The organism is Pseudomonas sp. GW823-FHT02F05 (assembly GCF_058797315.1).
The window spans coordinates 121,408-140,840 of record NZ_JBXAJM010000016.1; the positions used below are offsets into that span (position 1 = coordinate 121,408).

Genomic DNA, 19,433 nt, shown 5'->3' on the forward strand with positions numbered 1-19,433 from the left:
ACCGCATCCTCTCCAGCGAAGATGTGATGCGTCGCCGTGCGACGTTGCTGCAACGCATGCACATTGATGGCCCCCTTCTGATCCTGCTGCTGACCCTGGCGGCCGGCAGCCTTTTTGTACTGTATTCGGCCAGCGGCAAGAACTGGGACCTGCTGATCAAGCAGGCGTCCTCGTTTGGCCTGGGCCTGCTGTCGATGGTGGTGATCGCCCAGTTGGAGCCGCGTTTCATGGCGCGCTGGGTGCCCTTGGGGTATGTCGCCGGCGTGTTGTTGCTGGTGGTGGTGGACGTCATGGGCCACAACGCCATGGGCGCCACACGCTGGATCAACATCCCCGGTGTGATTCGCTTCCAGCCGTCGGAATTCATGAAGATCCTCATGCCCGCCACCATTGCCTGGTACCTCTCCAAGCGCACCTTGCCGCCGCAGCTCAAGCACGTGGCGATCAGCCTGATCCTGATCGGTGTGCCCTTTGTGTTGATCGTGCGCCAGCCGGACCTTGGCACCTCGTTGCTGATCCTCGCCGGTGGCGCGTTCGTGCTGTTCATGGGCGGATTGCGCTGGCGCTGGATCCTCAGCGTGCTGGCCGCCGCCGTGCCCGTGGCGGTGGCCATGTGGTTCTTCTTCATGCACGACTACCAGAAGCAACGGATCCTGACGTTCCTCGACCCGGAGAGCGACCCGCTGGGCACCGGCTGGAACATCATCCAATCCAAGGCGGCCATCGGTTCCGGGGGGGTATTTGGCAAGGGATGGTTGCTGGGCACCCAGTCTCACCTGGACTTCTTGCCCGAGAGCCACACCGACTTCATCATCGCGGTGATGGGCGAAGAGTTCGGCCTGGTGGGCATTTGCGCGTTGTTGCTGATTTATCTGCTGTTGATTGGTCGCGGCCTGGTGATCACTGCCCAGGCGCAGACGCTGTTCGGCAAATTGCTCGCCGGCAGCCTGACCATGACTTTTTTTGTTTATGTTTTCGTCAACATCGGTATGGTCAGTGGCCTGCTGCCGGTGGTTGGGGTGCCGTTGCCATTCATTAGCTACGGTGGAACTTCGCTGGTGACATTGCTGTCAGCGTTTGGGGTTTTGATGTCGATTCATACGCATCGCAAGTGGATCGCACAGGTTTGAATAAGGTGAAGATGTCAATGCAAGTAATGCGCGGCTGGGCGACTCGGCATGCGACCTGGATGGGCCTGATCGGGCTGCTGGGGGCAACGCAAGAGGCGCAGGCCGGTGACTACGATGGCTCTCCCCAGGTTGCCGAATTTGTCGGTGAGCTGACCCGCGACTACGGTTTTGCTGGCGAGCAACTGATGGGCGTGTTCCGCGAAGCCCAGAAAAAGCAGGCGATCCTCGACGCCATCTCCCGACCTGCCGAACGTGTGAAGCAGTGGAAGGACTATCGCCCGATGTTCCTCACTGATGCGCGCATCGCCCGCGGCGTGGATTTCTGGCGCCAGCACGAGGCGGTACTGGCCCGCGCCGAGCAGGAGTACGGAGTGCCAGCCCAGGTGATCGTCTCGATCATCGGCATCGAAACCTTCTACGGGCGCAACACCGGCAGCTACCGAGTGATCGACGCCTTGTCGACACTGGGCTTCGATTACCCGCCCCGCGCCGAGTTCTTCCGCAAGGAACTGCGCGAATTCCTGTTGCTGGCCCGCGAAGAGCAGGTCGACCCGCTGAGCCTCAAGGGCTCCTACGCCGGGGCGATGGGCTTGCCGCAGTTCATGCCGAGCAGCTTTCGCGCCTATGCGGTGGATTTCGACGGTGACGGGCACATCAATATCTGGAGCAACCCCGACGATGCCATCGGCAGCGTGGCCAGCTACTTCAAGCGCCACGGTTGGGTCGCCGGCGAGCCGGTGGTTATCCGCGCCGATGTCACGGGCGAGCGCGCTGACGAGGGCCTGACCCAAGGTATCGAACCGGTCAAGACCGTCGGGGAGTTGCGAGCGCTGGGCTGGTCGAGTCAGAATGCGCCACGCGACGACATGCCGGTGACGGCATTCCGCCTGGAAGGCGCAAATGGCCCTGAATACTGGATGGGCCTGAAGAATTTCTACGCAATCACGCGTTATAACCGCAGTGTGATGTACGCCATGGCCGTGCATCAGCTGTCAGATGAGCTGGTTCAAGCACGGGGCAACAAGTAATGCGGGTATCGCCGTTCAAAAAACCGCTCAAGCTGGTGGCGTTCGCCGCGTTGTCCTTGTTGGTAGCCAGTTGCTCCACCACCCCTAACCGTGCGCCGGCCAAGAAGGCGGGCGGTGCGGTGGTCCGTGCCCAGCCGGGCCTGGACATCAACCGCGCGCACAAAGACGGCGCGCCGTGGTGGGATGTGGATGTGTCGAAGATCCCGGACGCCACGCCGACCCTGCATACCGGCCCGTACAAGGCCAACCCCTATACCGTGCTGGGCAAGAATTACTTCCCGCTGCAGGAATCCAAGACTTACGTGCAGTCGGGCACCGCTTCCTGGTACGGCACCAAGTTCCATGGCCAGAACACCGCCAACGGCGAAGTGTATGACCTGTATGGCATGAGCGCGGCCCACAAGACCCTGCCGCTGCCCAGCTATGTGCGCGTGACCAACCTGGACAACAATCGCACCGTGATCCTGCGGGTCAATGATCGTGGGCCGTTCTATTCGGACCGGATCATCGACTTGTCCTACGCGGCCGCCAAGAAACTCGGTTATGCCGAAACCGGCACCGCACGGGTCAAGGTCGAAGGCATCGATCCGGCGCAGTATTGGGCCCAGCGTGGCAAACCCGCGCCATTGATGCTCAACGAACCGCCAACCCCGCAACCGCAAGTGACGGCCTCCACCGGCAAGATCGAGCAATGGACCCCGCCACCTGCGCAGCATGCGCCTGATACCGTGGTGGTACCTCACGCGGCAGCGGGCGCCTCCATGGCCGGTGGGCAATACCTGCAGGTCGGCGCTTTCGCCAACCCGGATGCGGCAGAACTGTTAAGGTCCAAGCTCAGCGGCATGGTCAGCGCGCCGGTCTTCATCAGTTCCATCGTGCGTAACCAGCAAACCTTGCACCGTGTACGCATGGGCCCTATCGGCTCGCCGAGCGAAGTGGCACAAGTGCAGAACAGCGTGCGTCTGGCCAATCTGGGGCAACCCAGCGTGGTCACCGCAGAATAAGCAGTAACGGATTGATGGCTCAGACGCGCATGCGCGCTTGAACCCTGGTTGTTGGCTCGTTGAACAATAAAAACCCAGGGGCAAGGGGTGAGCGGGCAACCGAACACGTGACAGTCTGGAAGCGGGCTGTCTGAATAGTTTTGCCCGCGAGGGCAAGTTTCCATAAGCAATTTCGAGAGACGGATGAACATCACCACCTTAGCCAAACGTACGTGCCTGCTTATCTCGCTGATCATCACCCCAGCCGCCTGGGCGGTTGAAATGGTGCCGGCCTCCCCGCAACTGGCCGCCAAGTCGTGGGTCCTCATGGACGCCGCCAGTGGCAACGTGCTGGTCGAAAACGGCGGTGATGTACGCCTGCCGCCTGCCAGCCTGACCAAGCTGATGACCGCCTACATCGCGACCCTGGAAATCCGTCGCGGCCAGATCGGCGAAAACGACCCGGTTACCGTCAGCGAAAACGCCTGGCGTACCGGTGGTTCGCGGATGTTCATCAAAGTGGGTTCGCAAGTCACCGTGAGCGACCTGCTGCACGGCATCATCATCCAGTCCGGTAACGACGCCAGCGTCGCCCTGGCCGAGCACATCGCCGGCAGCGAAGACGCCTTCGCCGACATGATGAACAAAACCGCAGGTGAGCTGGGCATGACCAACAGCCACTTCATGAACCCGACCGGCCTGCCGAACCCAGAGCACTATTCGTCGGCTCATGACATGGCGATCCTGGCGCGCGCCATCATCCGCGTTGACCCGGTGCACTATGCGATCTACTCCCAGAAGGAATTCTTCTGGAACAACATCAAGCAGCCTAACCGCAACCTGTTGCTGTGGCGCGACAAGACCGTCGATGGCCTGAAGACCGGCCACACCGACGAAGCCGGCTACTGCATGGTGTCGTCCGCCGTACGTGATGGCCAGCGCCTGATCGCCGTGGTATTCGGCACCAACAGCGAGCAGGCCCGTGCGGCCGAGACGCAAAAACTGCTGACTTACGGCTTCCGCTTCTTCGAAACCCAGACCTTCTACCAGAAGGGTGCTGAGCTGGCGACCGCGCCGGTGTGGAAGGGCGCGACGTCGCAAGTCAAGGCCGGTCTGGCCGACGATCTGACCCTGACCATGCCTAAAGGCCAGCTGAAAAAGCTCGCCGCCAGCATGACCCTGAACCCGCAATTGGTTGCGCCAATCGCCAAGGGTGATGTGATCGGCAAGGTCGAAGTCAAGCTGGACGACAAGGTGGTGCACAGCGCCGACCTGATCGCGCTGGACGCTGTCGAGGAAGGTGGTATCTTCCGCCGCGTATGGGATAGCATCCGTCTATTCTTCTACGGCTTGTTCAACTGATTGTGTGCACCTGCAAAGCCCCGCGTTGATCCAACGCGGGGCTTTGCCCGTCGCCACGGCTTAGCGCTTACGAGGCTGTTCTGCCATGACCGATAAAGACGTAGAAGTAAAGGCGCCAAAGATCGAGTTTCCTGTGACGGATTATCCCGTCAAGGTGATCAGCGATACCGGTGTCGGCCGCAAGGACAAGATTCTCGAGATCGTCAGGAAGCACGCGACGATCAACGACAACCGCGTGGACGAGCGCCAAAGCTCCACCGGCAAGTACACCACGATCCAGTTGCACATCGTTGCGACCGATCAAGACCAGCTCTACAACATCAACAGCGAACTGCGAGCCACCGGCTTCGTGCATATGGTGCTGTGATGTCGCAAGTCCTGGGCTTTCGCGAGCTCGGCCGGATGGCATACGAGCCGGTCTGGCATGCCATGCAGCGCTTTACCAATGAGCGCGGCACTTCGGCCCCGGATGAAATCTGGCTGGTAGAACACCCGCCGGTATTCACCCAGGGCCAGGCCGGCAAGGCCGAGCACTTGCTGCTGCCGGGTGATATTCCGGTGGTGCAGGTCGACCGAGGGGGTCAAGTGACTTACCATGGGCCCGGTCAACTGGTGGCTTACCTGCTGCTGGACGTGCGCAAGCTGGGGTTTGGCGTGCGCGACCTGGTCAGCCGCATGGAGACGTGCCTGATCGAGCTGTTGGCCAGTTACGGCGTGACCGCCGTGGCCAAGCCCGATGCACCGGGTGTATACGTGGATGGCGCGAAAATCGCCTCCCTGGGGCTGCGCATTCGCCACGGTTGTTCCTTTCATGGCCTGGCCTTGAATGTGGACATGGACCTGGCGCCGTTCCGACGGATCAACCCGTGCGGTTACGCCGGGCTTGCGATGACCCAGTTGAGTGACCATGCAACATCCATAGAATTTGCCGAGGTAAGTGCCCGGCTGCGCGCGCAGCTCGTCAAACACCTCGACTATGCAGAGCAGACGACCCTGACGGGCGGAATCGATTGATATGACTACTGATGTTGTGCAAACCATGATCCCGACGCTGGACATCACTGAGCGTCCAGCCCCGGCCCCGCGTGCCAAGGTGGAAGCCGGCGTCAAGCTGCGCGGCGCCGAGAAGGTTGCACGCATCCCGGTCAAGATCATCCCGACCACCGAACTGCCGAAGAAACCTGACTGGATTCGCGTGCGCATCCCGGTTTCGCCGGAAGTCGACCGTATCAAGTCGCTGCTGCGCAAACACAAGTTGCACAGCGTATGCGAAGAAGCCTCCTGCCCGAACCTGGGCGAGTGCTTCTCTGGCGGCACCGCCACGTTCATGATCATGGGTGACATCTGCACCCGTCGCTGCCCGTTCTGCGACGTCGGCCACGGCCGTCCGAAGCCGTTGGACGTCAATGAGCCAGAAAGCCTGGCCATCGCCATCGCCGACCTGAAGCTCAAGTATGTGGTGATCACCTCGGTAGACCGCGACGACCTGCGTGACGGTGGTGCCCAGCACTTTGCCGACTGCATCCGCGAGATCCGCAAGCTGTCGCCGAACGTGATGCTTGAAACCCTGGTGCCGGACTACCGTGGCCGTATGGACGTCGCCCTGGAAATCACCGCTGCCGAGCCGCCGGATGTGTTCAACCATAACCTGGAAACCGTGCCGCGCCTGTACAAGGCGGCGCGCCCGGGTTCGGACTACCAGTGGTCGCTGACCCTGCTGCAGAAATTCAAGCAGATGATGCCGCACATCCCGACCAAGTCCGGCTTGATGCTGGGCCTGGGTGAAACCGACGAAGAAGTCATCGAAGTCATGAAGCGCATGCGCGAACACGACATCGACATGCTGACCCTGGGCCAGTACCTGCAACCGTCCCGCAGCCACTTGCCGGTGCAGCGCTTCGTGCACCCGGACACCTTCGCCTGGTTCGCCGAGGAAGGCTACAAGATGGGCTTCAAGAACGTAGCCTCGGGCCCGTTGGTGCGGTCTTCGTATCATGCCGATGAGCAGGCCAAGCTGGTCAAGGCGAGCCTGGTTTCGTAAGCCGCTCCAGAATCAATGTGAAATGCGGGCTTGTGTGGGAGCTGGCTTGCCTGCGATAGCATCACCTCGGTGTCACTGATACACCGAGGCGCTTGCATCGCAGGCGAGCCAGCTCCCACATTTCGTTCTGCGTCATATAGGGAGAACCATGGATGACCGCCGCCGTACCTGCACTGCGCCCCGAAGGCACCCTCGGCCTGATCGCCCCCGCCGGTCCCGCCGCGCTGGATGTTGAAAAAGCCCGGCAATGGATGCGTGCCCGTGGCTACGACCTGCACATTTTCCCCGGTGTGTACGAGCGCGACGGCTACCTGGCCGGTAGCGATGAAGTGCGCCTGCGCGATTTGCATGCCGCCTTCGCCAACCCCGACATCGATGCCATCCTCTGCCTGCGTGGCGGCTATGGCACGCCCCGTTTGCTCGATGCACTGGACTTCGACCTGCTGCGCGCCAACCCCAAGCCATTTGTGGGCTATAGCGATATCGCCGCCTTGCACCTGGCCATCAACCGCTATGCCGGCTTCGTGACGTTCCACGGGCCCATGCTCAATGCCGACCTGCTCGGTGGCAAACAGCCGCCCACCGAATCCTCCTTGTTCAGCCTGCTGCGTGGCCAACGGGGCGCCGGCAGTGTGCTGCCGCACCCGATGGCCTACCCGCTGACCACAATCGAGCCAGGTGTGGCTTGTGGGCGTTTGCTGGGCGGTAACTTGTCGATGATCGCCGCGGTCATGGGCACGCCTTACGAAATAGACGCTGATGGCATCATCCTGTTTATCGAAGACGTCAACGAACCGCTCTATCGCATCGACCGCCTGCTGACCCACCTGCGCCTGGCTGGCAAGCTGGCTCAAGTCGCTGGCGTGTTGGTAGGGGATGTGGCCGGTGTGGATAGCGCGGCATTGGCGCGTCTGCTGAAGCAGACCTTTGAGCCGCTGTGCATTCCAGTGCTGGCAGGCTGGCGCAGTGGGCATTGCGACCCGAACCTGACATTGCCGATGGGCGCCTTGGTGCGCCTGGATGCGGGGGAGCAGCGGGTGGTGTTGGAGCAGGATGTAGTGTTCAAGGCCTGATCGTTCCCACGCTCTGCGTGGGAATTCCTCCAGTGACGCTCTGCGTCACCCTCTTCAGCCGCCGACGCGGAGCGTCCAAGGCAGCGCTCCCACGCAGAGCGTGGGAGCGATCACTTCAGCGGTTCTGCAGCGATTCCAGCAATTTCACCGTCGGATACCCATCCGCCGGCCAGCCCAGCGCCTGCTGTGCAGCCCGAATCGCCTTGCGCGTGTTGGCGCCAATAATCCCGTCGGCATTACCCGCGTCATAGCCTTTGGCGCTGAGCGCCGTCTGCAGGTCTATGCGTTGCGAACGGCTCAGTGGCAGCTCATCTTTTGGCCAACTGCCCCGAATCACACCGCCGCCGCCAAATCGCTCCGACAGCAAACCAACCGCCAGTGCATAGGACGACGAATTGTTGTACTTGAGGATCGCGCGGAAGTTATCCAGCACCAGGAACGCCGGGCCACGGTAGCCGGCCGGCAGCAGCAGGGCGGCGGACAGCTGGTCGACATTGGCCGGCAGGCTCACGCCAGGCGGCAATTGGATGCCCAGTTGCAGCCATTGCGCCACGGTCTTGCGCACGCCGCCATCGGCCAGGCTGTAGTCGAAGCCCGACGGCAGCGGCTGTACTTCAACGCCCCACGGCTGGCCTTTCTGCCACCCCGAGCTTTGCAGGTAATGCGCCGTGGAGGCGAGGGCGTCGGACGGGCTGTTCCAGATATCGCGGCGACCGTCACCGTCAAAGTCCACGGCATGGGTGTTGTAGGTGGTCGGGATGAACTGGGTCTGGCCCATCGCCCCGGCCCAGGAACCTTTCATCTGGTCGGCCTGAATATCGCCATGCTGGATGATCTGCAGCGCTGCCAGCAACTGCGCTTGCGCAAAGGCCGGCCGACGTCCTTCATAGGCCAGGGTGGCCAGGGAGCGGATCACCGAGTTATTGCCCTGGAAAGCGCCGAAGTTGCTCTCCATGCCCCACACCGAGACCAGCGCCTGGCGGTCGACGCCATAGCGTTGCTCGATGCTTTGCAGAATATCGGCGTACTTGACCAGCAGTGCCTGGCCATTGCGCACGCGCACCGGCGACAGTGCACCGTCGAGGTATTCCCACACCGGGCGGGAAAATTCCGGTTGGCTGCGGTCGGCGCGAATCACCGCCATATCAGGAGTGACGCCGGCAAAAGCGTTATCGAACACGGCCGCAGTGATCCCGGCCTGCAGCGCTTGAGCACGGAAGCCAGCCTGCCATTCGGCAAAGGTCTGGGTCGGTTGGATATCGAGATTGTCCACCGCCAACGGGGCCACCACGGCAGGCGCGATAGCCGGGGCCGTCTGGAGCTTGGGCAGGGGTTGAGCGTCCGCAGCGGTAGGTTTTTCGGCGCAGGCGACGAGCAGAATGAGGCTGGAGGCAGCGATCAATTGGCGCAGGTGCCAATGACGAGAAAGACGAGAGGGCATGCACAGGTCCAGGGGGTTACAAATCAGGTACAGACCTTATCATGCCAGAGGGGCGCTTGCCTTCAGGCAGCCAGAAAGTAAGAAGCCTCCCAGCTATTAGACTGGAAGGCTTCGCGGCGGTAGCTGCCTTTGCCCTTGCCGGCGCGTTCCTGGCGGCTGCGGAACAAGGGCTGGGCGATGATGGATTTGGCCTTGTTGGGGCCATGCTTGGATGGCTTTTTGCTCATGGTGGATTCTCTCGCTTGGGGTGGAATGCAGCGGTGCAAATCATCTGCCGAAGTGGGCCGGCTGTAAAGCCCGTCGATAGGTGGGAAATGTTGCAAATAGGCAGTGGGCAGAGTCAATGTGGGAGCTGGCAAGCCAGCTCCCACAGGGTTTTGTGCCGTTGTACAGAGGTGGTTATTCGGCAGGCAACGCCAGGCGCTGGCCGGCCATCAACAGCGACAGACGGCTCAGGCTCATCCACGGCGAGCCGGCCGCCTGGCCTTTGATCTGTGCATCGATGCGCTGCGCTTCCAGCAACAGTTGCGCCCAGCGTTGCGCCGAGTGCCGTTGCAGGGCTTTGCTCATCAGGGGTTTGCGCTTGTCCCACACCGGTGGCCGGGCCTGGCTGAAGCATTTGTCCAGCGGTGTGCCCTGGCTGTATTGCAGCGCAATGTTCGCCAACACGCGCAGCTCACGGGCCAGGGCCCAGAGAATCACCGGGGGTTCCACCCCTTCGCCGCGCAGGCCTTCAAGCATGCGCAGGGCGTGGGCGGGCTCGCCGTTGAGGATGGCGTCCACCAGGCCGAACACATCAAAGCGCGCGCTATCGGCCACTGCGCCTTGCACGGTTTCGACGGTGATCTGCCCGTCTTCGGCCATCAGCTTGAGCTTTTCGATCTCCTGGGCGGCGGCAAGCAGGTTGCCCTCGACCCGAGCGGCGATCAGCTCCACGGCATCCTGTGTCGCTGCGAGCCCTGATTGCGACAGGCGCTGACGAATCCACTGCGGCAACTGGTTGCTGTCCACTGGCCAGATCTGAATGAACTGAGTCTGTGGACCTTCAACCAGGGCCTTGCCCCACTTGGTTTTCTGCGCGCTGCCGTCGAGCTTGGGCAGGCTGACCAGCAACACGGTGTCTTCGGCAGGGCGCGAGCAGTATTCCATCAAGGCCGCCGCGCCTTTATCGCCCGGCTTGCCCGAGGGCAGGCGCAGTTCCAGCAGGCGTTTCTCGGCAAACAGCGACATGCTCGCGCCGGCTTGCAGCAGGGTGCCCCAGTCGAAACTGGCGTCGGCGCTGAACACCTGGCGTTCATCGAACCCTTGCTGGCGCGCGGCAGTGCGGATAGCGTCGGCCGCTTCCTGGCACAGCAGCGGGTCGTCGCCGCTGACGATGTACACAGGCGCAAGGCCACCTTGCAGGTGCTTGGCGAGTTGGGCGGGGGCAAGTTTCATAGGCGGGGCGAACGGGGCGCCAGGGGCGCCCCGTCTGGCTTACTCGACAGGGACTTCAACAGGCGACTGTTTCGGTGTGTTGTCTTCATATTCCTGCGCGGCTTTCAGGGCGTCGGCGTCAGCCTTGGCCTTGTTGTCGGCCACTTGCTGCAGCTCAGCCAGTTTTTCCGGGGTGAGCATTTGCAGGCGAGTCATCATGCGCTGGATCAGCTCACGACGCATTTCCTTGCGCACCTGGATGGTCTCGGAGTCTGAACCCACCAGGTTGTTGCCATCGTGGCTCACCACTTTCTGCACCTGGATCTTGTCACCCATCAACGGCAACTGATCACGGCCTTGTATTTCGAACATCAGCGCTGTGTTCAGCTCGACGTCGGACGCACGGCCAGCGCTGGCGTAGCTGATATTGCGCTGGGTTTCTCGCTCATCCGTCAGGATCAGTTTGTAGGTCGCGCCGTTGTACACGTGCACACCGCTGTTTTCCAGGGTCTGGCGCAGCTGGGTGACGGTTTCGCCGTAGGCGTTGCGGGCGCTGACGTCGAGTTCCTTGAGCGACAGCTCATTGGTGCCGGTGCCGCGCAGCTGGAAGCCGCAAGCGCTCAACAGCACGGCAAGGCCCATAACCAGCAGATTGCGTTTGATCATTTTGTTGCTCCCCTTGAAACCAGGTGGGCCTTCTCGGGCCCTAAAGGTTTAGTTCGGCGTGGGGCCAAGCCCCGCGCCTGATCCGATTTAGCTGGCGACGATATTGACCAGTTTGCCAGGCACCACGATCACCTTGCGGATGGTCAGGCCTTCGGTAAAGCGCAGCACGTTCTCATTGATACGTGCAGCTGCTTCAACCTCTTCACGGCTGGCGCTGGCCGGCATGTCGATCTGGCCACGCAGTTTACCGTTAACCTGGATGACCAGTTGCAGCGTGTCCTGTACCAGGGCGCTGTCATCCTGCACCGGCCAGGCGGCATCGATGACGGCACCGCTGTGGCCCAGACGGCTCCACAGTTCATGGCTGATGTGCGGCGTGATCGGCGCGAGCAACAGGGTAACTGTTTCCAGGCCTTCCTGGATCAGCGCACGGTCTTGTTCGGTCGCCTGCGAGGCTTTTTCCAACACGTTCATCAGCGTCATCACCTGGGCGATGGCGGTGTTGAATTTGTGGTTCTGCCCAACGTCCTGGCTGGCCTGGCGGATAGCCAGGTGGATGCTGCGGCGAACGGCTTTCTGCTCGTCGTTCAAGGCGCCGATATCCAGCTTGCCCGGCAGACCCTGGCTGACATGAGCGTGGGCCAGGCGCCAGACACGCTTGAGGAAACGGTGCGAGCCTTCGACGCCCGAGTCGGACCATTCGGCGCTCATGTCAGGCGGCGAGGCGAACATCATGAACAGGCGGCAGGTGTCGGCGCCGAACTGATCGATCATCGACTGTGGGTCGACGCCGTTGTTCTTGGACTTGGCCATCTTCTCGGTGCCACCGATTTCCACCGGCAGGCCGTCGGCTTTCAACTTGGCGCTGATGACCTTGGCCTTGCTGTCACGCTCAAGCTCGACATCCGCCGGGTTGAACCAGGTGTAGGCGCCATTGGCTTCGCGGCGATAGTAAGTGTCGGCGATTACCATGCCCTGGGTCAGCAGGTTCTTGAATGGCTCATCGGAGCTCACCAGGCCTTCGTCACGCATCAGCTTGTGGAAGAAGCGCGCGTACAGCAGGTGGAGGATGGCGTGTTCGATGCCACCGATGTACTGATCCACTGGCAACCAATGGTCGGCTGCGGATTTCTCCACCAGGCCGCCTTCATAGTGCGGCGAGGCATAACGAGCGTAATACCACGAGGACTCGACGAAAGTGTCCATGGTGTCGGTTTCACGCTTGGCCGGCGCGCCGCATTTAGGGCAGCTGCACTCGTAGAACTCGGGCATGCGCGCCAACGGCGAGCCAGCACCATCCGGCACCACGTCTTCTGGCAGCACGACCGGCAGTTGGTCTTCCGGTACCGGCACGTCACCGCAGGCTTGACAGTGGATGATCGGGATCGGGCAGCCCCAGTAGCGCTGGCGGCTGATGCCCCAGTCACGCAGACGGAACTGGGTGCGCGAGGCACCGAGGTTTTTCTTGATCAGGGCCACTTCCATGGCGTCGAACGCGCCCTGGAAGTCCAGGCCGTCGAATTCGCCGGAGTTGATCAGCGTGCCGTGCTCGCCGTAGGCGTCTTGCCACGGAGCGGGGTTGGTATCACCCGAGCTGGTACGCACCACCGACTTGATCGGCAGGCTGTACTTGGTGGCGAATTCGAAATCGCGCTCGTCGTGGGCCGGCACGGCCATGACGGCGCCATCGCCGTAGTGCATCAATACGTAGTTGGCGACCCAAACCGGCAGTTTCTCACCGGTCAACGGGTGCTCGACGAACAGGCCGGTTGGCAGGCCTTTTTTCTCCTGGGTGGCGACGTCGGCTTCGGCCACGCTGCCGCCTTTGCATTCAGCGATGAACGCCTGCAGCTCAGGGTTGTTCTGTGCGGCCTGGGTGGCCAGCGGGTGTTCGGCGGCCACGGCGACGTAGGTCGCGCCCATCAGGGTGTCGGGGCGGGTGGTGAACACCTTGAGTGCGCCGGCTTCGCCGATGGAGTCGACGTTGTACGGGAACTGCACTTCCATGCCCTTGGATTTGCCGATCCAGTTGCGCTGCATGGTCTTGACCTGTTCAGGCCAGCCCGGCAGATCGTCAAGGCTCGACAACAGTTCATCCGCGTAGGCGGTGATCTTGAAGTAGTACATCGGGATTTCGCGCTTTTCGATCAGCGCGCCGGAACGCCAGCCGCGACCGTCGATGACCTGTTCGTTGGCCAGTACGGTCTGGTCGATCGGGTCCCAGTTCACGGTGCCGCTTTTTTTGTAGATCACACCTTTTTCGAACAGGCGCGTGAACAGCCATTGTTCCCAGCGGTAGTAATCCGGCTTGCAGGTGGTGACCTCGCGGGACCAGTCCACCGCCAGGCCCAGGCTGCGCAGCTGGGTCTTCATGTAGGCGATGTTTTCGTAGGTCCACTTGGCGGGCGCCACGTTGTTTTTCATCGCGGCGTTTTCTGCCGGCATGCCGAAGGCGTCCCAACCCATGGGTTGCAACACGTTCTTGCCGAGCATGCGCTGGTAGCGCGAAATCACGTCGCCGATGGTGTAGTTGCGCACGTGCCCCATGTGTAGCTTGCCGCTGGGGTAAGGGAACATCGATAGGCAGTAGTAAGTCTCCTTGCCCGGCTGTTCACTGACTTCAAAGGACTTTTGCTCGTCCCAGAAGGTTTGGGCGGCATTTTCTATTTCACGGGGCTGATATTGTTCGTGCATGGCTACTTTTGAACTGGATAAGGGTGGCCTAATCCTCTTCGGTGCACTGTCCGGGTTGTTCGACACCAAGAAGCGGCGCGTCCGTGCCCAAACCCTGCGGGAAGTGGAGTTACAGGAAGCGCCGTAGCATACATGACCCCACTCTATCGAGGGAAACCCTGATTGCGCGCCAAGGGCCGTCTGTCGCGGCACCGGGCAGGCGCAGCAACGGGGGCTACGCTGTTTAGTGGGGAGCAAGTATTTCTTCAATGAGGTGAGGGGATGGTTGAATCGCAGCGAACTTTAACGAAACCGCAGTTGTATGAAGGATTGATCGACCGTTTGGGTCGGGCATTGGACGCCGCAAGAACCGCAGGCCGATTGCGTGATGAACGGCCTCTGGAGCTGGAGTTGCGAGGCTTGAGCCTGGCGGAGCTTGAATTGATCAAGAACTATCTGGCGTTGAATCACGACCGCGCCTCCCATGGGCAGGCTTCCCCGCCCGCTCATTCGGCCAAGGTCATCTGGCTCAAAGACCTGGCGACCGGCCGCGGGCCAGGGAACTTCCGCTCCGTGCGGTGCAAGTGAGCCCCGCGTTATCCGTTAGCGTTATCAAAATGTTGTCGGTAAGGATTGTTGCAAAACCCCGATGCATCTAGGCTTCGGGCATCTTTGGAGATGCCCGATGCCTTTTCGTTATTTCATTAAACAACTGTTGTTGCCGCCCGGTATTTTTCTGCTGTTGTTGGCGTGTGCCTGGTGGTTTCGCCGCAGCCGTCCGCGCCTGGCGGGCTTGTGCTTTGCCCTGGGGCTGGGCGGAATGTGGTTGATCAGCCTACCAGTGATGGTGCAATGGGGCGCCCGTGCCCTGGAGACAGAGCCGCCTTTGGCCCGGGAAGACTGGGCCACCCTGGCCCAGCGTGCCGATGCGATTGTGGTGCTGGGCTCGGGGCGCGAGCGTGGAGACATTGCGTGGGGCAGCGACCAGCCCACCGGAATTGGCCTGGAACGTGAGCGTTTTGCCGCGCGGCTGGCCAAGGCATCCGGTTTGCCAGTGCTGACCAGCGGCGGCTTGCACTACGGCACGCCGCCCAGTGAGGCCGAGCTGATGGCCGTGTCGATGCAGGATGACTTCGGTGTCACCGTGCGCTGGAAAGAAGATCGCAGCCGCACTACCTGGGAAAACGCCCAGATGAGCGCCGAGATTTTGTTGCCGCAAGGCATCAAGCGTGTAGTGGTAGTGACCCAGGCCTGGCACATGCCGCGTTCGGTGTGGAGTTTTGAAAAGGCCGGCTTCACCGTGGTGCCGGGGCCGGTGGGCTTTTTGGGTGTCGACCATGGCCGACCGCTGGGTGGCTGGATGCCGGAGGTCAAGGCGGTGTGGCAAAGCGGGCAGTTGATCAATGAAGTGGTGGGGCAGGTGGGGTATCGATTGTTCTACCGATAGGTGCAACACAGGAGATCAAATGTAGGAGCTGGCTTGCCTGCGATGGCGGTGGGTCAGTGAGCACTCAGGGCACTGATACACCGCCATCGCAGCCAGCTCCCACAGGTCAGACCGTTTTGGCCATCCGAGCCGCCAACAGCGCCCAGCCAAAGAGCAGCACACACACAATGATCAACGGCCACGAACGCCATTGCAGGTACGGCGTGAGGTTATGCATCGGCACCACCTCCCCATAGAGAATGCCACGCTCGAACTGCGGGATCTGCGCGGTGATCTGCCCAAACGGGTTGATCAGCCCGGTCACGCCGTTGTTGGTGGCGCGGATCATCCAGCGGCCAGCCTCCAGCGCACGCATTTGCGCCATTTGCAGGTGCTGCAGCGGGCCGATGGAGCGGCCGAACCAGGTGTCGTTGCTGATAGTCAGCAGCAGGTCGCTCTGGGCCGACAGGCCGGCGGCGAATTCGGGGTACACCACTTCATAGCAAATGAACGGCGCAATCTGATAACCCTTGGCCTGCAGCATGGCCTGGTCAGAAGGGCCGCGGGCGAAGTCCGACATGGGCAGGTCGAAGAAGGCAATCAGCCCGCGCAGCATGTCCTGCAGCGGAACGTACTCGCCAAACGGCACCAGTTTTTGCTTGAGGTAGGTGCCGTCGCCTTCGCCGACCACGGTGATGCCGTTGAAGTAGCGCTTCTGGTGGTGCACTTCCTGGCGAATCGGTACCCCAGTGATCAACGCGCTGTCCCGGTCGGCGGCAAACTTGCCCATCATGCCCAGGTAGCCCTCCACGGACTCCTTGAGCACCGGCACGGCAGTTTCCGGCCAGACCAGCAGGTCGACGCGCTTGGAACTCAGGCTCATGTCGCGGTACAGCGCCAACTGTGCATTGAGCTGGTCCGGGTCCCACTTCATGCTTTGCTCGACGTTGCCCTGAATCGCAGCCACGCTCAGGGGCGCACCAGACGGCGATGTCCAGGCGTGATGCTTGAGTGCCAGGCCAATCGCCCAGGGCGCAACCAGCAATAACAGGCCCGCGCCGATGAAGGCATTGCGCTTGCTGGCCAGCAGGCGCGGCAGGTTGCACAGCAATGCGGCAGTGAGCGCGAGGGCGAAGGAAATCAGCCACATCCCACCCAATGGCGCGAGGCCGGTCAACGGCCCATCGAGTTGACTGTAACCGGAGTACAACCACGGGAAACCGGTAAGGAACCAGCCACGAAAGGCTTCCTGGCCGACCCACAACGCGGCGAACGTCAATGCATCCGCCAGTGGTGCTTCGTTACGGCGCAACCAGCGCGCCCATAGCCAGGCGGGCAGGGCAAAGAACCAGGCGATGGCGGCGGTGAACAGCAGCATCAGGAACCCCGCCAGCAGCACCGAAGCGCCGCCGAAGTGGTGGATGCTGTAGTAGATCCAACTGGTGCCGGCACCAAACAGGCCGAAGCCGAAACACCAGCCACGGCCCAGGGCCTGGCGGGGTGTCAGCTCCCGCAGGCCGATATAGAACAGGCCGACCGCTACCAGCGCCAACGGCCAGATATCGAACGGCGCCAGCGCCAGGGTTGTGATGGCGCCGGCCACCACGGCCAGCAAGTTACCGGGCCAGCCGGGTGAGGTGAGACGGCGCATGTCAGTCCTTAGCGGGCGATGGGTGTCAAACGGATCAGATGGATACGACGGCTATCAGCATTGAGGATGCGGAAGCGATAGGCGCCGATCTCGGTGGTTTCATTACGCTTGGGCAGGTGCCCGAACGCACTCATCACCAGGCCGCCGACGGTGTCGAACTCATCGTCCGAAAACTCGCTGTCGAAGAACTCGTTGAAGTTCTCGATGGGCGTCAGCGCCTTGATCAGGAAGTCACCGCTGGGCAGCGGCTTGATGTAGCTGTCTTCTTCGACGTCGTGCTCGTCTTCGATGTCGCCGACGATCTGCTCCAGCACGTCCTCGATGGTGACCAGGCCGGCCACGCCGCCGTATTCGTCAATCACAATGGCCATGTGATTGTGGTTGGCGCGGAACTCGCGCAGCAGCACATTCAGGCGCTTGGACTCCGGCACGAAGGTGGCCGGGCGCAGCAGGTCCTTGATGTTGAAGCTGTCGCCATTCTCCTTGAGGATCAACGGCAGCAGGTCCTTGGCGAGCAGGACACCCATGACGTCGTCATGGCTTTCACCGATCACCGGGTAGCGCGAATGCGCCGAGTCGATCACGGCCGGGAGGAATTCCCGTGGGGTCTGGGTCGCCTTGATGCTGATCATCTGCGAGCGCGGGACCATGATGTCACGTACTTGCAGGTCAGCCACCTGGATGGCGCCCTCGACGATGGCCAGCGCTTCGCTGTCCAGCAACTTGTTCTGGTGTGCATCGCGCAGCAGCTCCAAGAGCTCCTGGCGGTTTTTCGGCTCGTGGGCAAAAGCCTGGGTCAGTTTACCCAGCCATGACTTCTGCCCGTTGCTCGATCGGTCTTCGCTCATAGCGATTACTCTAAATCCTTTGATGTGACAGTTGAGTGTTGATCAGCTTTCGTCGTCTGCATATGGGTCGCGGTGACCCAGTTCTGCAAGCAACGTTCGTTCCAGTGCTTCCATTTCCTCGGCTTCGTCATCGTCTATATGGTCGTAACCCAAGAGATGCAAGCAGCCGTGGATGACTAGATGGGCCCAATGGGCCTCAAGTTCCTTGCCTTGTTCCGCCGCTTCTCGCTCGACCACCGCGACGCAGATCACCAGGTCGCCCAACAGCGGGATATCCAGCAATTCGTCGGGCACGTCGGCGGGGAAGGACAGCACGTTGGTCGCGTAGTCTTTCTGGCGCCAGGTGTGGTTCAGCTCACGGCCTTCGGCCTCGTCCACCAGACGAATGGTCAGCTCCGAGTCAGCGGTGCGCTGGCGCAAAGCCAGTTCACACCATTGGCGGAACTGGGCTTCGCTGGGGGCGGGCGCGTCGGTGGCCAGCTGCAGGTCTAGCTCAAGCATCGTGGCGAGCGTCCTTGGCGGGCGCGTCGTCGTGGTGTTCGAAACGCTCATAGGCTTCGACAATGCGCTGCACCAGCGGGTGGCGCACCACGTCCTTGGGCATGAAGTGCGTGAAGCTGATACCCGGCACGTCCTTGAGCACCTCGATCACCTGGCCCAGGCCCGACTTGGTGCCCTTGGGCAGGTCGACCTGGGTGATGTCGCCCGTGATCACGGCAGTGGAGCCGAAACCGATACGGGTGAGGAACATCTTCATCTGCTCGACGGTGGTGTTCTGGCTTTCGTCGAGAATGATGAAGCTGTTGTTGAGCGTACGGCCACGCATGTAGGCCAGCGGGGCGATCTCGATCACCTGGCGCTCGATCAGCTTGGCCACGTATTCAAAACCGAGCATCTCGTACAGCGCGTCGTAGAGCGGGCGCAGGTACGGGTCGATCTTCTGGGCCAGGTCGCCGGGCAGGAAACCGAGCTTTTCGCCGGCCTCGACCGCTGGGCGCACCAGCAAGATGCGCCGCACTTGCTCGCGCTCCAGGGCGTCGACGGCGCAGGCCACCGCCAGGTAGGTCTTGCCGGTACCGGCCGGGCCGATGCCGAAGTTGATGTCGTTGCCCAGGATTTCCTTGACGTACTTCTGCTGATTCAAGCCGCGTGGGCGAATCATGCCTTTTTTGGTACGCAAGGCCACGCTGGCTTCGGCCACCGGGTTATTGGCCAGGTCTTCCACAGCCGACTCCTGCAGGTACAGGTGCACGGTCTCCGGCGACAGCTCGCTACCCTTGGTTTCGCGGTAGAGACGGCGCAGCAGGTTTTCTGCAGACGTGGTGTGTTGGGGTTCACCAATGAGCTCGAACTGATTGCCGCGGTTGCGGATCTCGATGCTCAGGCGTTGTTCGATCAGGCGCAGGTGCTCGTCGAACTGTCCGCACAGGTTGGCGAAACGGCGAGCCTCAAAAGGCTCGAGGATAAAACGATGGGGTTCTGCTATGGGTGCGTTCAAGGTTGCTTTTAGCCGCCCTTTGGCTGATGAGGTGAGAGAGAGAATAACGCCAGGCGCTGGTGTGCGAAAGCACTTAAATAGCCTGGCCCCACTCTCGATAACCCTGAAGAACCCCTGTGGGGGGGGGGGGGGGGGGGGGGGGGGGGGGGGGGGGGGGGGGGGGGGGGGGGGGGGGGGGGGGGGGAGAGAAAGGAAGA

General features: G+C 61.7%; 20 protein-coding genes. 11 read left to right on the forward strand and 9 right to left on the reverse strand.

From position 1 onward, the window contains the following. Nucleotides 1-26 precede the first annotated feature (26 nt). From rodA to AC1RAC_RS19770, 8 genes are all read left to right on the forward strand, one after another. Nucleotides 27-1,130 (forward strand): rod shape-determining protein RodA, encoded by a 1,104-nt coding sequence (gene rodA / locus AC1RAC_RS19735; protein ID WP_044268991.1) that lies wholly within the window; start codon nucleotides 27-29, stop codon nucleotides 1,128-1,130. Nucleotides 1,131-1,147: 17 nt separating this feature from the next. Then, nucleotides 1,148-2,158: a lytic murein transglycosylase B gene (mltB, locus tag AC1RAC_RS19740; protein WP_054896188.1), complete on the forward strand. Its 1,011-nt coding sequence runs from the start codon at nucleotides 1,148-1,150 to the stop codon at nucleotides 2,156-2,158. After that, on the forward strand, nucleotides 2,158-3,162 hold the full coding sequence (locus AC1RAC_RS19745; RefSeq protein WP_032895156.1) for a septal ring lytic transglycosylase RlpA family protein: 1,005 nt from the start codon (nucleotides 2,158-2,160) through the stop codon (nucleotides 3,160-3,162). The genes mltB and AC1RAC_RS19745 overlap by 1 nt, the downstream gene beginning before the upstream one ends. Nucleotides 3,163-3,345: 183 nt before the next feature. Continuing rightward, the gene (locus tag AC1RAC_RS19750; RefSeq protein ID WP_003194468.1) at nucleotides 3,346-4,503 is read left to right on the forward strand and encodes a D-alanyl-D-alanine carboxypeptidase family protein; all 1,158 of its coding nucleotides are present in this window, start codon (nucleotides 3,346-3,348) and stop codon (nucleotides 4,501-4,503) included. 85 nt (nucleotides 4,504-4,588) lie between these two features. Then, nucleotides 4,589-4,870 (forward strand): DUF493 domain-containing protein, encoded by a 282-nt coding sequence (locus AC1RAC_RS19755; protein WP_005791752.1) that lies wholly within the window; start codon nucleotides 4,589-4,591, stop codon nucleotides 4,868-4,870. Beyond that, nucleotides 4,870-5,517: a lipoyl(octanoyl) transferase LipB gene (gene lipB, locus AC1RAC_RS19760; protein WP_034126907.1), complete on the forward strand. Its 648-nt coding sequence runs from the start codon at nucleotides 4,870-4,872 to the stop codon at nucleotides 5,515-5,517. Before AC1RAC_RS19755 ends, lipB begins: the two co-directional genes overlap by 1 nt. 25 nt (nucleotides 5,518-5,542) lie before the next feature. After that, nucleotides 5,543-6,544, forward strand: coding sequence for a lipoyl synthase (gene lipA, locus AC1RAC_RS19765; RefSeq protein WP_161794304.1), 1,002 nt, complete (start codon nucleotides 5,543-5,545; stop codon nucleotides 6,542-6,544). A gap of 152 nt (nucleotides 6,545-6,696) precedes the next feature. Beyond that, the gene (locus AC1RAC_RS19770) at nucleotides 6,697-7,617 is read left to right on the forward strand and encodes a S66 peptidase family protein (RefSeq protein WP_492616909.1); all 921 of its coding nucleotides are present in this window, start codon (nucleotides 6,697-6,699) and stop codon (nucleotides 7,615-7,617) included. A gap of 115 nt (nucleotides 7,618-7,732) precedes the next feature. Here the strand turns inward: AC1RAC_RS19770 and AC1RAC_RS19775 are convergent, their stop codons facing one another. The 5 genes from AC1RAC_RS19775 to leuS form a co-directional block, all read right to left on the reverse strand. Then, nucleotides 7,733-9,058, reverse strand: a complete 1,326-nt coding sequence (locus AC1RAC_RS19775) for a lytic murein transglycosylase (RefSeq protein WP_003194458.1) — start codon at nucleotides 9,056-9,058, stop codon at nucleotides 7,733-7,735. Between the two features lie 62 nt (nucleotides 9,059-9,120). Further along, the gene (arfA, locus tag AC1RAC_RS19780; RefSeq protein WP_003176285.1) at nucleotides 9,121-9,285 is read right to left on the reverse strand and encodes an alternative ribosome rescue factor ArfA; all 165 of its coding nucleotides are present in this window, start codon (nucleotides 9,283-9,285) and stop codon (nucleotides 9,121-9,123) included. Between the two features lie 172 nt (nucleotides 9,286-9,457). Next, nucleotides 9,458-10,495: a DNA polymerase III subunit delta gene (gene holA / locus AC1RAC_RS19785; protein ID WP_003194456.1), complete on the reverse strand. Its 1,038-nt coding sequence runs from the start codon at nucleotides 10,493-10,495 to the stop codon at nucleotides 9,458-9,460. 39 nt (nucleotides 10,496-10,534) lie between these two features. Further along, nucleotides 10,535-11,140, reverse strand: coding sequence for an LPS-assembly lipoprotein LptE (locus tag AC1RAC_RS19790; protein WP_014720078.1), 606 nt, complete (start codon nucleotides 11,138-11,140; stop codon nucleotides 10,535-10,537). A gap of 87 nt (nucleotides 11,141-11,227) precedes the next feature. Further along, nucleotides 11,228-13,834: a leucine--tRNA ligase gene (leuS, locus tag AC1RAC_RS19795; protein ID WP_034126910.1), complete on the reverse strand. Its 2,607-nt coding sequence runs from the start codon at nucleotides 13,832-13,834 to the stop codon at nucleotides 11,228-11,230. Between leuS and AC1RAC_RS19800 the strand changes: the two genes are divergently transcribed. From AC1RAC_RS19800 to AC1RAC_RS19810, 3 genes are all read left to right on the forward strand, one after another. Beyond that, nucleotides 13,833-13,961: a hypothetical protein gene (locus tag AC1RAC_RS19800; RefSeq protein ID WP_258191622.1), complete on the forward strand. Its 129-nt coding sequence runs from the start codon at nucleotides 13,833-13,835 to the stop codon at nucleotides 13,959-13,961. The genes leuS and AC1RAC_RS19800 overlap by 2 nt on opposite strands. Before the next feature lie 134 nt (nucleotides 13,962-14,095). Continuing rightward, nucleotides 14,096-14,401 carry a hypothetical protein gene (locus AC1RAC_RS19805; protein WP_492616910.1) on the forward strand — a complete coding sequence of 102 codons (306 nt, stop codon included), beginning with the start codon at nucleotides 14,096-14,098 and terminating at the stop codon, nucleotides 14,399-14,401. Nucleotides 14,402-14,498: 97 nt separating this feature from the next. After that, nucleotides 14,499-15,260 carry a YdcF family protein gene (locus AC1RAC_RS19810; protein WP_492616911.1) on the forward strand — a complete coding sequence of 254 codons (762 nt, stop codon included), beginning with the start codon at nucleotides 14,499-14,501 and terminating at the stop codon, nucleotides 15,258-15,260. 106 nt (nucleotides 15,261-15,366) lie between these two features. Here the strand turns inward: AC1RAC_RS19810 and lnt are convergent, their stop codons facing one another. The 4 genes from lnt to AC1RAC_RS19830 are packed head-to-tail and all read right to left on the reverse strand — an operon-like array spanning nucleotide 15,367 to nucleotide 19,236. After that, complete coding sequence (gene lnt, locus AC1RAC_RS19815) at nucleotides 15,367-16,890, reverse strand: apolipoprotein N-acyltransferase (protein ID WP_034126913.1); 1,524 nt, start codon at nucleotides 16,888-16,890, stop codon at nucleotides 15,367-15,369. A gap of 8 nt (nucleotides 16,891-16,898) precedes the next feature. Then, entirely contained in the window at nucleotides 16,899-17,738 is an 840-nt protein-coding gene (locus AC1RAC_RS19820; RefSeq protein WP_003194444.1) for a CorC family transporter, read from the reverse strand. 42 nt (nucleotides 17,739-17,780) lie between these two features. Further along, entirely contained in the window at nucleotides 17,781-18,239 is a 459-nt protein-coding gene (gene ybeY / locus AC1RAC_RS19825; RefSeq protein WP_003194442.1) for an rRNA maturation RNase YbeY, read from the reverse strand. Further along, nucleotides 18,232-19,236 (reverse strand): PhoH family protein, encoded by a 1,005-nt coding sequence (locus tag AC1RAC_RS19830; protein ID WP_492616912.1) that lies wholly within the window; start codon nucleotides 19,234-19,236, stop codon nucleotides 18,232-18,234. The genes ybeY and AC1RAC_RS19830 overlap by 8 nt, the downstream gene beginning before the upstream one ends. Nucleotides 19,237-19,433: the final 197 nt, after the last annotated feature.

Excerpts from the sequence above, each read along its gene's own strand:
- AC1RAC_RS19750 (WP_003194468.1), top strand. The coding sequence starts at position 3,346 with ATGAACATCACCACCTTAGCCAAACGTACGTGCCTGCTTATCTCGCTG.
- AC1RAC_RS19800 (WP_258191622.1), top strand. The coding sequence starts at position 13,833 with ATGGCTACTTTTGAACTGGATAAGGGTGGCCTAATCCTCTTCGGTGCA.
- AC1RAC_RS19775 (WP_003194458.1), bottom strand. The coding sequence starts at position 9,058 with ATGCCCTCTCGTCTTTCTCGTCATTGGCACCTGCGCCAATTGATCGCT.
- holA (WP_003194456.1), bottom strand. The coding sequence starts at position 10,495 with ATGAAACTTGCCCCCGCCCAACTCGCCAAGCACCTGCAAGGTGGCCTT.
- AC1RAC_RS19755 (WP_005791752.1), top strand. The coding sequence starts at position 4,589 with ATGACCGATAAAGACGTAGAAGTAAAGGCGCCAAAGATCGAGTTTCCT.
- lipA (WP_161794304.1), top strand. The coding sequence starts at position 5,543 with ATGATCCCGACGCTGGACATCACTGAGCGTCCAGCCCCGGCCCCGCGT.
- lipB (WP_034126907.1), top strand. The coding sequence starts at position 4,870 with ATGTCGCAAGTCCTGGGCTTTCGCGAGCTCGGCCGGATGGCATACGAG.
- mltB (WP_054896188.1), top strand. The coding sequence starts at position 1,148 with ATGCAAGTAATGCGCGGCTGGGCGACTCGGCATGCGACCTGGATGGGC.
- AC1RAC_RS19810 (WP_492616911.1), top strand. The coding sequence starts at position 14,499 with ATGCCTTTTCGTTATTTCATTAAACAACTGTTGTTGCCGCCCGGTATT.
- AC1RAC_RS19745 (WP_032895156.1), top strand. The coding sequence starts at position 2,158 with ATGCGGGTATCGCCGTTCAAAAAACCGCTCAAGCTGGTGGCGTTCGCC.
- AC1RAC_RS19790 (WP_014720078.1), bottom strand. The coding sequence starts at position 11,140 with ATGATCAAACGCAATCTGCTGGTTATGGGCCTTGCCGTGCTGTTGAGC.
- leuS (WP_034126910.1), bottom strand. The coding sequence starts at position 13,834 with ATGCACGAACAATATCAGCCCCGTGAAATAGAAAATGCCGCCCAAACC.
- arfA (WP_003176285.1), bottom strand. The coding sequence starts at position 9,285 with ATGAGCAAAAAGCCATCCAAGCATGGCCCCAACAAGGCCAAATCCATC.
- AC1RAC_RS19820 (WP_003194444.1), bottom strand. The coding sequence starts at position 17,738 with ATGAGCGAAGACCGATCGAGCAACGGGCAGAAGTCATGGCTGGGTAAA.
- AC1RAC_RS19805 (WP_492616910.1), top strand. The coding sequence starts at position 14,096 with ATGGTTGAATCGCAGCGAACTTTAACGAAACCGCAGTTGTATGAAGGA.
- ybeY (WP_003194442.1), bottom strand. The coding sequence starts at position 18,239 with ATGCTTGAGCTAGACCTGCAGCTGGCCACCGACGCGCCCGCCCCCAGC.
- lnt (WP_034126913.1), bottom strand. The coding sequence starts at position 16,890 with ATGCGCCGTCTCACCTCACCCGGCTGGCCCGGTAACTTGCTGGCCGTG.
- rodA (WP_044268991.1), top strand. The coding sequence starts at position 27 with ATGCGTCGCCGTGCGACGTTGCTGCAACGCATGCACATTGATGGCCCC.
- AC1RAC_RS19770 (WP_492616909.1), top strand. The coding sequence starts at position 6,697 with ATGACCGCCGCCGTACCTGCACTGCGCCCCGAAGGCACCCTCGGCCTG.